The 16,144-nt window shown below is 43.6% G+C and carries 9 protein-coding genes; 6 read left to right on the forward strand and 3 right to left on the reverse strand.

Annotated features, from left to right (window positions below):
- Window position 1: 1 nt before the first annotated feature.
- Complete coding sequence (locus R3O62_RS06935) at window positions 2-1,261, reverse strand: ABC transporter permease (protein WP_269110191.1); 1,260 nt, start codon at window positions 1,259-1,261, stop codon at window positions 2-4.
- A gap of 14 nt (window positions 1,262-1,275) precedes the next feature.
- On the reverse strand, window positions 1,276-1,992 hold the full coding sequence (locus R3O62_RS06940; protein ID WP_005778836.1) for an ABC transporter ATP-binding protein: 717 nt from the start codon (window positions 1,990-1,992) through the stop codon (window positions 1,276-1,278).
- 178 nt (window positions 1,993-2,170) lie between these two features.
- Here R3O62_RS06940 and R3O62_RS06945 point away from each other — a divergent pair, with 178 nt between their 5' ends.
- Window positions 2,171-3,151 carry an ROK family protein gene (locus R3O62_RS06945; protein ID WP_005810700.1) on the forward strand — a complete coding sequence of 327 codons (981 nt, stop codon included), beginning with the start codon at window positions 2,171-2,173 and terminating at the stop codon, window positions 3,149-3,151.
- Window positions 3,152-4,018: 867 nt separating this feature from the next.
- Here R3O62_RS06945 and rplS read toward each other — a convergent pair.
- Window positions 4,019-4,372 (reverse strand): 50S ribosomal protein L19, encoded by a 354-nt coding sequence (gene rplS, locus R3O62_RS06950; RefSeq protein ID WP_005778830.1) that lies wholly within the window; start codon window positions 4,370-4,372, stop codon window positions 4,019-4,021.
- A 156-nt stretch (window positions 4,373-4,528) separates the two neighbouring features.
- Between rplS and R3O62_RS06955 the strand changes: the two genes are divergently transcribed.
- The 5 genes from R3O62_RS06955 (at window position 4,529) to R3O62_RS06975 (ending at window position 16,139) form a co-directional block, all read left to right on the forward strand.
- Entirely contained in the window at window positions 4,529-5,317 is a 789-nt protein-coding gene (locus R3O62_RS06955; RefSeq protein WP_032536151.1) for a 5'-nucleotidase C-terminal domain-containing protein, read from the forward strand.
- A 39-nt stretch (window positions 5,318-5,356) separates the two neighbouring features.
- Window positions 5,357-6,229, forward strand: a complete 873-nt coding sequence (locus R3O62_RS06960; RefSeq protein ID WP_032541599.1) for a bifunctional metallophosphatase/5'-nucleotidase — start codon at window positions 5,357-5,359, stop codon at window positions 6,227-6,229.
- A 37-nt stretch (window positions 6,230-6,266) separates the two neighbouring features.
- Entirely contained in the window at window positions 6,267-9,254 is a 2,988-nt protein-coding gene (locus tag R3O62_RS06965; protein WP_317472420.1) for a glycoside hydrolase family 3 N-terminal domain-containing protein, read from the forward strand.
- 23 nt (window positions 9,255-9,277) lie between these two features.
- Window positions 9,278-12,325, forward strand: coding sequence for a glycoside hydrolase family 3 N-terminal domain-containing protein (locus R3O62_RS06970; RefSeq protein ID WP_032531742.1), 3,048 nt, complete (start codon window positions 9,278-9,280; stop codon window positions 12,323-12,325).
- 622 nt (window positions 12,326-12,947) lie between these two features.
- On the forward strand, window positions 12,948-16,139 hold the full coding sequence (locus R3O62_RS06975; RefSeq protein WP_044302200.1) for a SusC/RagA family TonB-linked outer membrane protein: 3,192 nt from the start codon (window positions 12,948-12,950) through the stop codon (window positions 16,137-16,139).
- The last annotated feature ends 5 nt before the right edge of the window (window positions 16,140-16,144 follow it).

The following is a 16,144-nucleotide window of genomic DNA, read 5'->3' on the forward strand; positions in this document are numbered from 1 at the left end:
ATCAATCTGCTCTAAGTGCTTCAATAGGTCTGATACTTACTGCTTTTTTGGCCGGGAAGAATCCTGCCAATGTGCCTGCGATTACCAGGGTTAATGTGGCCTGTATGGCAATACTGATATCTACCGTCGGATTCAGGAATACCGTCTCCGAGAACATTCCCACATCTACGGTTTGTTCTCCGGCCACCTTATTCATCCATTCGGTAGCTGCGATTCCCGCTACCATGCCGATATATCCAAAGAGGGTCGTAATGGTTACACTCTCTACGATAATCAGCCACAGGATGGAGAATGGCTTGGCACCCAATGCCTTGCGGATCCCAAATTCGCGTGTTCTCTCTTTCACTGTGATCAGCATGATATTTGATACACCCACAATGCCACTCAGCAGTGTAAAGACACCGATCACCCAGATGGCCGTGCGCAGGATACCCATGGCATTCTGAGATTGCAGATAGTTGGTAAAGCGGTTCCATATCCATAGTGCACTGTTGTCCGAAGGATCGAAACGATGTTTGGCACCCATCACTTTACGATAGGCTGCTTCAAATGCCTCATTCGATTCCATCGTGGTGAGCCCTTTGGTCGTGAAAGTCAGGTTGTTTAGTTTATCGCCTTTATTGTAAATCACCTGTAGGGTTGAGAAGGGAATATATGCTTCACTGCTTCCCTGGTCACCCGGATCGGTGTAAAGTCCTACTACCTGATAAGAAACTCCACCGGCATTTACGAATTTTCCGATAGGCTCTGTTCGGCTTTTTCCGAAAAGGATCTCAGCCGTTTTGGTATGTAGTACAATTACTTTTCGCCGTTCTTTGAGGTCGATATCATTAATGAACCGTCCCTCTGTCGATTTTACGGATTCCACTTCTGTAAAGTTCGGATATACCCCTTCCAATGAAAGGTTAACGTACTCCTGTCCGTAACTCAGATTCACATTGCTCTGCCATTGACTGGCACCTACGCTGATGATGTTGTCACTGAAATGTTCCATGGTAGAATTCAAGTCTTTGTTATCCAGTTGAATGCGTCGTCCCTCTTTCAGTCCGTCGTAGGGCTTTCCGGTCCATCCCGGATAGATTTTGATGGAGTTCAGTGCTCGTGCGGAGGATGACTTTTCAAAAGCATGGATCAGCCCGTTACCGGCTCCCAATAGCACTATCAGCATGAAAATTCCCCATGCTACGGCAAATCCGGTCAGGAACGTACGAAGTTTGTTCCGTTTGATGGTGCCATATATTTCTTGCCAAATGTCAATCATATTTGTATTTGTTTTTATTTCATATATCCATCCTTGCCGAATGGTGAGGCATCATGATTCTGGTTCTCTTCAATCCGTTCGATAATACCGTCTTTGATGTGAATAATCTTGTCCGTCTGGTTGGCAACTCCGCTTTCGTGGGTTACTACGACAATGGTCATTCCGGTCTTGTGCAGGTCTTTCAGGATTTGCATGACTTCTACTGAAGTTTTGCTGTCCAGTGCACCGGTAGGTTCGTCAGCCAGAATAATCTGAGGCTGTGTAATCAGGGCACGGGCGATGGCTACACGCTGTTTCTGACCGCCGCTCATTTCGTTGGGCATGTGGTGTGCCCAGTCCTTGAGCCCCAGTTTGTCGAGGTATTCCATAGCCATTGCGTTCCGCTTTTTCCGGCTTACTCCTTGGTAAAATAGAGGTAGTGCAACGTTTTCTACTGCGTTTTTGAATGAAATCAGGTTAAACGACTGGAAGATGAAACCGATCATCCGGTTGCGGTACTCCGCGGATTTAGTTTCGCTCAGGTTTTTAATCAACACATTGTTGAGGTAATACTCTCCGTCATCGTAATTATCCAGTATACCTAATATATTAAGTAAAGTAGATTTGCCGGAACCTGATGCTCCCATAATGGAAACGAATTCACCCCGCTCGATATCGAGATTGATGCCCTTGAGTACGTGGAGGGGGGCTCCGTTGTTGTAGGTTTTGTTAATGTCTTTTAAGTGTATCACAGTTTCATCTATTTAGTTTCAATTTTCTTATGATTTGTTCTATTAGACGCACGGTTGATACGAAAAGTTGCAAACGAAGTGAACTTTTTTAAAAAAAGATTTTGTAGACTCAATCTTCTTTACGTAATTTGTGTGCAATAAACATTTAATATTAACTAACCCTTTAAATAAGAGTATCATGAATTCAAGCATGGAGAAACCCTACGTAGTGGGTATTGACATTGGCGGAACAAACACTGTCTTTGGAATTGTTGACGCGCGCGGAACTATTATAGCAAGCGGTGCAGTGAAAACTCAGGTATATCCTACAGTAGAAGAATATGCAGATGAAGTATGCAAAAATCTTCTGCCGTTGATCATTGCAAATGGCGGGGTGGATAAAATAAAGGGTATCGGCATTGGCGCTCCTAATGGAAACTATTATACCGGAACCATTGAGTTTGCTCCTAACCTGCCTTGGAAAGGTGTATTGCCGTTAGCTTCTATGTTCGAGGAACGTCTGGGCATTCCGACAGCCTTGACAAACGATGCTAATGCTGCCGCTGTGGGTGAAATGACTTACGGGGCTGCTCGCGGTATGAAAGATTTTATCATGATTACTCTGGGAACAGGTGTCGGTAGTGGTATTGTTATCAACGGACAAGTGGTTTACGGACATGACGGCTTTGCCGGAGAACTCGGTCACGTGATCGTTCGTCGTGACGGACGTATCTGTGGTTGCGGACGTAAAGGATGTCTGGAAACATACTGTTCGGCTACAGGTGTGGCACGCACTGCACGCGAATTCCTCGCTGCACGTACCGATGCCAGCTTGTTGCGCAATATCCCGGCAGAGAGCATTGTATCGAAAGATGTATACGATGCTGCCGTACAGGGAGATAAGCTGGCTCAGGAGATTTTCGAATTTACAGGTAATATTCTGGGTGAGGCATTGGCTGACGCTATTGCTTTCTCAAGTCCCGAAGCTATTATCTTGTTCGGTGGTTTGGCAAAATCGGGCGACTATATCATGAAGCCGATTACAAAAGCCATGGAAAATAATCTTCTGAACATTTACAAAGGCAAAACAAAATTGCTCGTTTCTGAGTTGAAAGACTCCGATGCTGCCGTATTGGGTGCCAGTGCATTGGCTTGGGAGTTGAAAGACCTGAGAGACTGAGAGCGAATGAAAGTGATTATTTAGCTGAAAGCTCCGGAAGCAATTCCGGAGTTTTTTTGTCTGTGTGGGCAGGAACTTCGGGATGTACTCCAATATCGTTTTGTCAGAAATGTCATTTTGTATTTTCTATCGGTTCAGGGCGGGCATATTCCGATCTTTGTTGGGAACCGGTGGGAAAAATGAATTTTAGCAGACTCCCGACAGGTCAAAAAGATGTCTTATTGAGCTTAATCCTCGCCGGAAGAAAGAAAAGTTCTTTTATTCTGTTTTGTATGATAGCGAATCTTGTAGTCTAACTTCGAAATGGTACTTGGGATACCTCACTCCAACCGGAGCTAATAAGTGAAAAATGACTTTGATTTTAGACTATTAATAACCTCTTTGGAAGAAGTTAATGATTTGTTTCGACTTTATTAATAAAAGACTCGGACGTTATTAACAAAAGACTTGGAAGAAATTAATAATCTCTTTCGTCTTTTTCCGTATATATACTCTCAAAGTGATCAAGTTCTGCATGAATACTCTTTTTTTATTCTTTTTTATGCAAGAAAGATCTACAGAAGCTCTTTGTTTAAGAAAGGGGTGGTTAGCAAATCGATTGAAAAGAGAGTATAATGATTCCATTTTATAAGATTTAGCATCTTTTTGCCGGATTCCTTTTTTATCATCTTCCAATGCTGTAAGGGGGGGCTATTTGTTTCTTTTGGATTTCCACACATGAAGACTATCGGAAGCTTTTCGGTGATTATACTGTATAAGTGCTTGTGCCGCGAAAGGTAGGAATGATAATTGTGTTACGAAATAAAAAAGAGGAAATCTTGCCAGAAGATTCCCTCTTTTTTATTTCGAATCGAAAAGTAAGGCTGATTAGCCGTTAACTCTTTTTTCTTTGATTCTTGCTTTCTTACCAGTAAGAGCACGCAGGTAGTACAGTTTAGCGCGACGTACTTTACCAACCTTGTTCACTTCGATGCTGTCGATAGCCGGTGATTCGATTGGGAAAATTCTTTCTACGCCTACAGTTCCTGACATTTTACGTACAGTAAAACGTTTCTTTTCTCCGTGACCTGCAATTTTGATAACAACACCACGGTACAACTGTACACGTTCTTTGTTACCTTCGATAATACGATATGCTACTGTTACAGTGTCGCCTGCTTTGAAGCTCGGGTGCTGTTTTCCGGTAGCGAATGCTTCTTCTGCAATTTTAATTAAATCCATTGTTGTTTATTATTAAATTGTTTTATCGTTACAACGCAACATACCAGGCAACTCTCTCCTGACAGCGATTGCGCGAAAGCGGTGCAAAGTAACGAATTATTTGCCGGATAGCCAAATGTTTTTGTATATTTGTAGCATTATTAAGTACTTAAGGATATGAAACAAAATTACGCAAAGATTATTTCAGGAGTAATTCTGGCGGGGTTGCTGACATTTACTTCTTGCCAGTCGACGCACGAAATGGCAAAAGCCGATTATCGGGTTGCCAAGGTAGAAGGAAGGATGATTGACATTGACGCTAAATGGGATGCTCATCCCGATGCAGATGCCGTGGCAATATTAAAGCCTTACAAAGAGAAGATAGACAACATGATGTATGAGGTAATCGGCACCAGCGAGCAGAAGATGGACAAAGGTCATCCCGAAAGTCTGCTTTCCAATCTTGTTGCGGAAGTATTGCGCCAGGCTGCGGTGAAAGTACAGGATAAGCCGGCTGACATGGGATTGGTGAATATGGGCGGATTGCGTAATATTTTGCCTGCCGGGGATATTACGGTGGGAACGGTATATGAGATATTGCCATTCGAAAATTCACTTTGCGTAATGACGATGAAGGGAACACACCTGAAAGCATTGCTCACAAGTATTGCTTCGCTGAAGGGAGAAGGAGTGAGTGGTATCCGGATGGAAATCACTAAGGATGGAAAATTACTGAACGCTACAGTGGGCGGCCGGCCGATTGATGACAACAAACTTTATACGGTGGCGACCATTGATTATCTGGCTGACGGTAACGGAAGCATGGAAGCTTTCTTGCAAGCGGAGAAACGTGTATGTCCGGAAGGAGCAACATTACGCGGACTCTTTCTTGACTATGTGAGACAACAAACAGCTGCCGGAAAGAAGATAACTTCGGCACTGGATGGTAGAATCACCGTGAAGTAAAGGTATAATAGAATGTAAAATGATAAAATTCAGTGAATTATGATATCCCCAACCAATAATAAATATATTCTTAGTTTTATGGAAAAGAATTTTCTGGCTTTCTTTTTCATTTTCTTTTTTTCTTTTTCAGCATTTGCCCAACAGGATAAAAAACTGATCCTGTTGCAGACCAGTGATGTGCATAGCCGTTTGGAACCTATCAATCAGGAAGGTGACCGGAATTATGATAAGGGAGGATTTGTACGTCGCGCTACATTTGTGAAAGAGTTCCGTAAGGAACATCCTGATATGTTATTGTTCGACTGCGGAGACATATCACAGGGGACCCCTTATTATAATATGTTTCAGGGTGAGGTAGAAGTGAAGATGATGAACGAAATGAAATATGATGCCATGACTATTGGCAACCATGAATTTGATTTCGATCTGGATAATATGGCACGTTTGTTCCGGATGGCCGACTTTCCGGTGGTATGTGCCAACTACGATGTGAGTGCCACAGTGCTTAAAGACTTGGTGAAACCATATGTAATCATCGAGAGAGACGGAGTTAAGATTGGTGTTTTGGGATTGGGCTGCCAACTTGAAGGCATGGTTCAGGCCAATAAATGTGTGGGAGTCGTTTATAATGATCCTGTAGCTACGGCAAATGAAGTGGCTGCTGTCTTGAAAGAAAAAGAGGGTTGTGATGTGGTTGTTTGTCTTTCTCACTTGGGTGTGCAATATGATGAAAACCGGTTGATTCCTAAAACCCGTAATATAGATGTTGTTCTCGGAGGGCACTCGCATACCTTTATGAAAGGACCGAAGACTCTTCTTAATATGGATGGCAAAAATGTATCATTGATGCATACCGGTAAGAGCGGGATCTATGTAGGACAGATGGACTTGACACTTGAAAATAAGAAATAAGAGGGATTTTCCCTTTTGAAATACCCCCAAACAAACTATGCTAAAACAACTGCTAACCGCTGCGTTGCTGCTGGGTGCGGGTGCTCTTTGGGCTCAGCAAACAGCAGGACTCTTACCTGTACAGGAAGATGTACATTGCAATGAATGGGTAGAGCAAACGCTCTCCCGCATGAAACTGAAGGATAAGGTCGGGCAATTATTTGTTTATACCCTGGCTCCACGGACAGATAAAGATACTGAAAAATTAGTGGATAAACTGACCCGTAAGTTGAAAGTGGGTGCTTTCCTGTATTCCGAAGGAACGGTAGAAGGTCAGGCGAAATTGACCAACCGGGCACAAAGCCGGTCGAAAATTCCGTTAATGATCACTTTTGATGGTGAGTGGGGACTATCTATGCGATTGGAGAATACGCCTGTGTTTCCGCGTAATGCGGCATTGGGTTGCATCAGTGATAATGCACTGATTGAGGCCTACGGTCAGGAAGTGGCACGTGAATTCCGGGAGATGGGTGTACATGTTAATTTTGCTCCGGATGCGGATGTCAATACCAATCCTGATAATCCGGTGATCCATGTGCGTTCGTTTGGTGAAAACCCGGAAGCGGTGGCTGAGAAAGTGATAGCTTATGGGCGTGGATTGGAGAGTGGTGGTATCTTGTCTGTTTCCAAACATTTTCCCGGACATGGTGATACGGACGTAGATTCTCACAAGGCGCTGCCTGCGGTCTATTACAATCGGGCACGTCTGGACAGTGTGGAACTATATCCTTTTAAAGAGGCCATTCGGGCTGGTTTAGGTGGTATTATGGTAGGGCATTTGCAGGTTCCGGCTCTGGAACCTGATCGTATAACTCCTTCTTCATTGTCGCGTAGCATTGTGACAGATGTGCTGCGAGGAGAGCTGGGATTCAATGGCTTGGTCTTTACTGATGCGCTTGCCATGAAAGGAGTAGCAAGCGAACCGGATGTGACGGTGAAGGCTCTGAAGGCGGGCAATGATATGGTATTGGTGCAACAAAATATAGAGAAAGCACAGCAGGATGTTCTGCAAGCCATTAAGGAAGGACGGCTCAGTATGGAAGAAGTAAATGCAAAATGCCGCAGGATCTTAACTTATAAGTACCGTTTGGGATTAAATAAGCGTCCTGTGATTTCAGTAGATGGGTTGAGTGATCGTATCAACACTCCTGAGGCACGGGCTTTACTGACAAAACTCCGCACGTCAGCAGTGACCGTACTGGGGAACTATTTCCGGATTCTACCTCTTGTTACTAAAGATGAAATAGCTGTATTGACGGTAGGTGGTGAAGGTAGTGATGCTTTGTTCATTGAAGAGTTACGCACCAGACTGTCATTGAAAACATTCCGAATGGATAAAGATACGGGAGAGGAAGAACGCAAACGGATAGCAAAAGAACTTGGAAAACATCGGAGGGTCATTGTGAGTATGACGATAAAAGATAAAGAAGCGGAAGAATATCGTCCGTTCTTTACAGACCTCAATCTCCAGGCTCCTGTGGTTTATGCTTTCTTTACTTCGTACCGGACCCTGGTGACACTTGAAGAGGCTGTTGCCCGTTCGGCTGCTGTTGTACTGGCACATTCCGATGAAGCGGATTTGCAACGTTATGTAGCGGATGTGGTATTGGGTAAAGCTTCGGCGACAGGGCGTTTGTCTATGCGTATCGGAGAGACGTTTGCTGCCGGTTCAGGTGTAGATATAGTGCCCGGCATGACTGCCGGTACGGCTCCTGAAGATTATGGATTGAAATCGTACCGGCTTCATCGTATAGACTCTGTAGTATCTGCCGGATTGGCTGCCAAAGCATTTCCCGGGTGTCTGGTACTGGTATTGCGACATGGACAGCCTGTTTATGATAAATGCTTCGGCATTCATTCCGATACGGATAGTACCCCGGTACGTCCGACCGATCTTTTTGACCTTGCCTCTTTGACCAAGACAAGCGCTACACTATTGGCTGTGATGAAACTTTATGATCAGGGACAGTTGAAATTGACTGATCCTGCTTCTAAATATTTGCCTGCTTTACGGAATACGAACAAAAAGAATATTACCATTCGGGAGTTATTGTTGCATGAATCCGGCTTGGTTCCCTATATCCGTTTTTATCGCAACGCAATCGATGAATATTCAGTAACCGGTCCTTTTACACAAGGGTTTGTGGATGAATGGCATCATACCCGTATGGGGGAATATACTTATGCCTGTTCGGATTTCAAGTTCAGGAGAGGGCTCGTCTCTGCAACAAAAACGCCGGAACATACGTTGAAAATAGCCGATGGAATGTGGCTGCACAGAAAGTTTAAAGCCGCAATGATGAAGAGTATTGTTCAGTCGGAACTGGATCGTAAACGTTTTGTGTATAGTGATATCGGCTTTATTCTGTTACAGCAGGTGGTAGAATCCATAACCGGTCAAACGCTCGATGCTTATTTGGCTGCTGAGTTTTATCGACCTATGGGGTTAGAACGTACGTTGTTCCAACCGTTAAACTGTTATAAGAAAACAGAAGTAATGCCGACTGCTACCAATGATTATTTGCGTCGGCAGAACCTTTGCGGATATGTGCATGATGAAGCGGCTGCCTTTATGGGAGGCGTGAGTGGCAATGCCGGATTATTTTCGACAGCCTGCGAACTTGGAAAGATCTATCAGATGATTCTCAATGAAGGCGAACTGGACGGGAAGCGTTATCTCAGATCGGAAACCTGCCGTGCATTTACTATGGGAAAATCTGCTGTCAGCCATCGTGGATTAGGATATGACAAGCCTAACTTGAATGATCCGAAAGCAAATGCCTGTGCACCTTCGGCACCGGCCTCTGTTTACGGACATACTGGATTTACCGGTACTTGTGCTTGGGTGGATCCGGAAAATGACTTGGTTTATATCTTTCTGAGTAACCGTCTCTGTCCCGATTCCTGGAATGGAAAGTTGAATAGCATGAAGATTAGGCAAGGGATACAGGAAGTGATTTATCAGTCATTATATACAACAGAATAGCTAATGGCTTTTTACAATATAGAATGAAAAGAAGATATTTATTTGCTGGTTTAGTCGTATCAGCGTTTTTTGTGGTAGGGGCGAAAACTCCTACTTTAAAAGATACTCCTATTGGTGAGAACTTTCATGCTCCTCCCGGTGTATCTGCTCCTATAGAACCTTTATTGCTTTATCAGGCCTCTCAGGACGAAAAATGCCGTCACTGGGTCGATTCTGTTTACAAGCGGATGAGTTTGAAAGAAAAGGTTGGCCAATTGTTCATTTATACCATTGCACCTGTGCAGACCAAACGGAATATGCAGTTGTTGCGTGATGCCGTTCATACCTATAAAGTCGGTGGATTACTCTTTTCCGGTGGAAAGATACAGAATCAAGCTACACTGACCAACGAAGCGCAACGGATGGCACGCTGTCCGTTGCTGATAACCTTCGATGGTGAGTGGGGACTTTCCATGCGTTTACGCGGTACTCCTGTTTTTCCGAGAAATATGGTATTAGGATGTATTCAGGATAATCGGCTGATCTATGAGTATGGACGGGAAATGGCTCGCCAGTGTCGTGAACTGGGAGTACAGGTGAATTTTGCTCCGGTGGCTGACGTAAATATCAATCCGGATAATCCGGTTATCAACACCCGTTCGTTCGGTGAAGATCCGATGCAGGTAGCCGACAAGGTAATTGCTTATGCTTCGGGGCTGGAGAGTGGAAAAGTCCTTTCGGTTTGCAAGCATTTCCCGGGACATGGTGATACGGACGTGGATTCACACAAAGCATTGCCCGTATTGCCTTTTACACGTGAACGTCTGGACAGTGTAGAACTATATCCGTTTAAAGAGGCTATCCGTGCCGGAGTCAGTGGTATGATGGTGGGGCACTTACAGGTTCCTGTAATCGAACCAATCGGTGGATTGCCCTCATCTTTATCGCGCAATGTGGTTTATGGTTTGCTGACCGAGGAATTGGCTTTTAAGGGACTTATTTTTACGGATGCGCTTGCTATGAAAGGGGTTTCCGGTAATCAGAGTGTCTGTCTGCAAGCCTTGAAAGCCGGAAATGATATGGTATTGGCTCCCCGCAGGCTAAAGGAAGAGATAGATGCTGTATTGGCAGCGGTGGAAAAAGGAGAACTTCCGGAAGAGGAAATTGATGCAAAATGTCGGAAAATACTCACTTATAAATACATTTTAGGTCTAAAGGATAAACCTTTTGTGAGACTATCGGGGTTGGGGTCTCGTATTAATACGCCTCAAACACGTGATTTGATTCGCAGGCTAAATCTGGCTGCAATTACAGTGTTGAATAATAAAGGAGGCGTATTGCCTCTGCATCCCGACCTGAAAGAGGTAGCTATATTGAATGTCGGTGATGGCGGGAAAACAGAACCTTTTGACCGCGAAATAAAGAAGTATATTCCATTTACGCGTTTTCAATTGCGTAAAGATTTGCCGGAGGTCGAACAGCAGAAACTGCGTGATTCTCTTGCTGCTTATCGCCGCGTTATTGTTACTGTTACCGAGCAACGCCTTGCTCCTTACCAATCATTTTTTGCCCGGTTTGCTCCGGAAGCTCCTGCAATTTATGTGTTCTATACTCCGGCTAAATCCATGTTGCAGATCCAGCGGGCTGTATCGGCGGCTGAGGCTGTGGTACTGGCTCATGCTCCTCATGATGATGTTCAGGAACGTGTGGCTGATATACTTTTTGGCAAAGCGACAGCAGACGGAAGGCTGTCTGCCAGTGTGGGTGGATTGTTTTCTGCCGGTTCGGGAGTGACGATCACGCCGCATACGCCTTTCCATTTTGTACCCGAAGAATATGGTCTGAAATCGGAAGTGCTAAGTCGCATCGATTCAATTGCTTTGGAAGGTATTAAAGAAGGAGCTTATCCCGGTTGCCAGATACTGGTAATGAAGGATGGTAAGGCTTTATATGACCGATGTTTCGGGCACCATACAGATAAGCATAGTGAAAAAGTGAAACCGACCGATCTTTATGATCTGGCTTCACTGTCAAAAACAACAGGTACATTGTTGGCTGTAATGAAGCTCTATGATAAAGGGTGCTTTAATCTGACTGATAAAGTGTCTGATTATCTGCCTTTCTTGCGTAAGACGAATAAGGAGAATCTGACCATTCGTGAACTACTCTTGCACCAATCGGGGTTACCTTCCGGATTAGTCTTCTATCAGGAAGCTATTGATAAGAAAAGTTATAAAGGTTCGTTGTTCAAGCAGTCAAAGGATGCGTTGCATACGGTACGGTTAGGTGCTCGTACTTGGGGAAATCCGAGGTTCCGGTTCAATAAAGGGATGGCAGCCGAGACGAAAAGCGGAGACTGTATCCTTCAGGTTTGCGATAGTCTATGGTTGAATCAGTCGTTCAGGGAAGAGATGCAGAGAAAAATTGCAGAAGTACCGTTAAAGGATAAGAACTACCGTTACAGTGATATCGGATTTATCTTGTTGCAGATGCTTGCAGAAGAGTTAAGTGGTAAACCATTGGATGAATATCTGTGGCAGGAATTCTACAAACCGATGGGGCTGGAGCGTACTGCATATTTGCCATTGCGCTACTTCGAAAAGAAAGAGATTGTACCTTCTGCTGTAGACCGTTTCCTCCGTAAGACCACTTTGCAAGGTTTTGTACACGATGAGTCGGCCGCATTTCAGGGAGGTATTTCAGGAAACGCCGGACTTTTTTCTACAGCTCGTGAGGTTGGCAAGGTCTATCAGATGTTACTTAATGGTGGTGAGCTGGATGGACGACGTTATTTAAGTAAAGAGACTTGTGCTTTGTTCACTACCGATAAATCTAAAATCAGCCGCCGTGGTCTGGGCTTTGATAAGCCGGATGTGGTGAATGAAAGTAAAAGTCCGTGTGCTGTTTCTGCTCCTGCTTCTGTATATGGGCATACCGGATTTACAGGAACCTGTGCTTGGGTAGATCCGGATAATGGTTTGGTTTATGTGTTTCTGAGCAATCGTACCTATCCCGATGCTTGGGTTAACAAATTATCTAAAATGGCAATACGGGAAAAAATTCAGGAAACCATTTATGAGGCGATGAAGTAGAATTAATCATTACATATGCCAGCGTGTTATAAGTCAACTCTTGGTGAGGATGTACCTCGCTGAGATTTGATTTATAATGCTTTATGATTCATGATGTTTTGTGCTTTGATATTTTTATTTAGTACTATAACTCCACCGTGATAGCTTCTGACAAATGTGAATGGCATTCTTTTAATGTAAATAATTTAGCCTGAGATGGGTGTGGGATAGAGAAAAGTATTAAAATCAATAGTAAAAAGAGCATTCTCTTCTAAGTTCTATCAGAACTTTCCGAAAGGAGTTAGGGGAAATTGGGGAACATTTTCTCATAAGTATTAATATTTAATTGGTTTTGAGATAGCAATATAGGATCTGTTTGGAATCGGTTAAATATATGTTTGTTTACTATCCTAATCCTATTTTTCTACCTGTATTAGATTTAACTTTCGCAGACAAAGTTAACTCTATTTTTTATAAATACAATAAACAATACTAAAAAATAATATAAAAGAAGTCCCCTGTTGGAGTGAATGTTTCCCCAATATGAATCAAAAAGTAATATAAAATGAAAATGGATGATTACATATTGTTTTAAGTTCTGATAGGACTTGGCATTTCTGCCGGCCTACTCTCTCCGAACCATGTGTTCGCTACGTCTTTAGAGACTTATGAGAACCAGTCTGTTGCTGCCATTCAGCAAGCAAGGAAGATTACCGGTACTGTAACCGATGCTGCCGGTGAACCGGTCATTGGTGCTACTGTCTTGGAAAAGGGTAATGCTTCCAATGGTACAATTACCGATATTAATGGTAAATTCTCTCTTTCTGTTTCGGGCAATGCCGTAATCAGTATTTCGTATATAGGATACATAACGCAAAATATTAAGATAACCAATCAGAGCTCACTCAAAGTAATATTGATGGATGATACCCAAGCACTGGAAGAAGTGGTAGTGGTAGGCTATGGCTCTCAGAAGAAAGCGAATCTGACCGGTGCCGTATCTTCAGTCAAAATGGATGAGGTATTAGGTGACCGTCCTATCTTGAATGCATCCGATGCTCTTCAGGGAGCTGTCCCGGGATTGTTTGTTTCTAACGGAGGTAATGCTCCCGGAACAAGTAAATCTTTCCAGATTCGTGGTGCCTATTCTGTCGGCGTCAAGAACTCGGACGGTTCATATGGTAATACCATTAAGCCACTGGTACTGATCGATAATGTGGAAGGTGATCTTGACATGGTCAATCCGGAAGATATCGAGTCAATCAGTGTATTGAAAGATGCTGCTTCTGCGGCAATCTATGGTGCACGTGCTGCCGGTGGTGTAATTGTTGTCACAACCAAACGTCCCAAAGGTGCCGCTAAATTCTCATTGAATTACAATAATAACTTTGCTTTCGGAACAGCTGTCAACCTGCCTAAGCAAGCTCCGTTGATGGATTATCTGCAAGCTTATCTGGATTGCGGATATTCGGATGCTTATTGGTCGCTCGGTTCGCCAAGTGTCAGTAAATGGATGGAGTATCTCAGTGAATACCAGAAAAATCCGTCTGCTTTCAATACGGTAGGTGATGGTATCTATATGGATGAATCCGGTGTACCTTATTATCTGAATGAGAAAGACCTCTATAAAAACTTTATGGAGACCAGCTTCCAGATGACCCATAATATTTCGGCCTCCGGAGGTACGGACAAGCTCCGTTATCGTATTTCGGGAGGATATACTTCAAACGATGGTGTGTTGATATCCGATCGTGATAAGTTTGAGCGTATGAACATCAACACCTTTATTTCGGCCGATGTGACTAATTGGTTTACTCAGGAAGTGACAATGAGCTATGCTCACAGTTTGCAAACTTCACCTGGTGGAATGGGTGGTGTGTATAACACCCGTTTGATTTCATACTATCCCGAAGGAGATTTGCCAGCATCGGTTAATACTTTGGCAAACGAAGACCTTCCTTTGTTTACCCCGCGGAATCAGATTTTACTGTCGAACCCGGTAAACAACAATAATGATAATCCACGTATCTTCTTGAAATCCATTCTGAAACCGCTTAAAGGGCTGGAAGCAGTATTTGAGTATACGTTCGATAAAAACATTTATGATTATCATTGGTATACAGGGCAGTATGATTATACCACTATCCAGGGAGGAAGCTCTAAATCTTTTGTAGACGATTATCTGAGAAAATACAAACAGCATACGAATTATAATGCTATCAACGTGTATGCTACGTATAGTAAGAACTTTGGCAGTCATAATTTTAAAGTAATGGCCGGATTCAATCAGGAATCGAGCTATCAAGAGACTTTGGATGCCTACTCATACAATCAAGCTGTGATTGATGTGCCGGCAATGGGCTCCGGAACCGGAACCATCAAGACTACTGACTCATATAGTGAGTATGCTGTACGTGGTGGCTTTTTCAGGGTTAACTATAACTATCAGGACAAATATTTGCTGGAAGTAAACGGGCGCTATGACGGTTCTTCCAAATTCCCGAAGAGTTCCCGTTTTGGCTTCTTCCCTTCAGTGTCAGCCGGCTGGCAGATAGCACAGGAGAAGTTTATGGAGTCTACACGTAACTGGTTGGATGGGTTGAAAGTCCGTGCATCATATGGTGTTATTGGTAACCAGAATGTGAATCCATATACATTCACTCCGACCATGAGTGTCAGCAATAAGTCTACCTCCTGGATTATCGATAATACGTATGTTACCTCTATCAGCTCGTTGCCTGCATTGGTAAGCCAGAATTTTACCTGGGAAAAAGTAGGTACGGTCAATGTCGGACTGGACGTGAATCTATTCAATAATCGCCTGAATGGTGTATTTGAATGGTATCAGCGTAATACTAACGGTATGCTTGCTCCGGGCGTACAGTTGCCTGCTGTTGTAGGTGCCAGTGCTCCTTACCAAAATACGGCCGATATGCGTACCCGAGGTTGGGAACTGAGCCTGAACTGGCGCGACCAGATCGGTAAAGTAGGATATCGTCTTGGTTTTAACCTCTCTGATTATAAGTCGAAAATTACCAAATACGATGACAATGCGGCCACTAAACTGTTAAGCAGTTTCTATCCCGGACAGGTGATGGGTGAAATATGGGGTTATGTAGCAGACGGCTATTATACAGTAGATGATTTTGAAGATACTTCGTCCTGGAAACTGAAGGAAGGCATAACTTCGATTAATGGTTATAACGTCCGCCCGGGTGATGTGAAATTCAAAAATCTTCGTGATGATGAAAGTTCTACTAATGTTATTACAAGCGGTGACAACACATTCGATAATCCGGGTGACCGCAAAGTGATTGGTAATACGACTCCGCGTTATCAGTATGGTATTAATCTGGGAGCCAACTATGCCGGTTTCGACCTGAATGTTATTTTGCAGGGAACCGGAAAACGTGATTACTGGATCTCGAATGTTCTGACTTTCCCGATGAACGGTGATAACTTTATTCCTCTATTCGATGGGCTGGATGACTATTGGAAGCCGAAAGACCCGGATAACGGTGACTGGACAGCAGTTAATCCGAATGCTAAGTATCCCCGTCTGTATGGTAACCGTGGTAATTCAGGATCAAATCTTCGTCAAAGCGACAAATATTTGTCCGATGCTTCTTACCTCCGTATCAAGAACATTACTCTGTCCTATAACCTGCCCAAAAAGTGGCTGTCTCAGATCTTCCTGTCACAAATGAAAGCGTTTGTCAGTGTTGAAAACGTAGCTACTTTCACCTCTCTGCCTTCGGGTATCGACCCGGAAAGAATAGAATGGAACTATCCGGCATTCCGCACGGTTTCATTCGGTATAAATGTCACATTATAAACTCT

Origin of the sequence: Bacteroides hominis (genome assembly GCF_033042785.2) — a bacterium.
GTDB lineage: Bacteria > Bacteroidota > Bacteroidia > Bacteroidales > Bacteroidaceae > Bacteroides > Bacteroides hominis.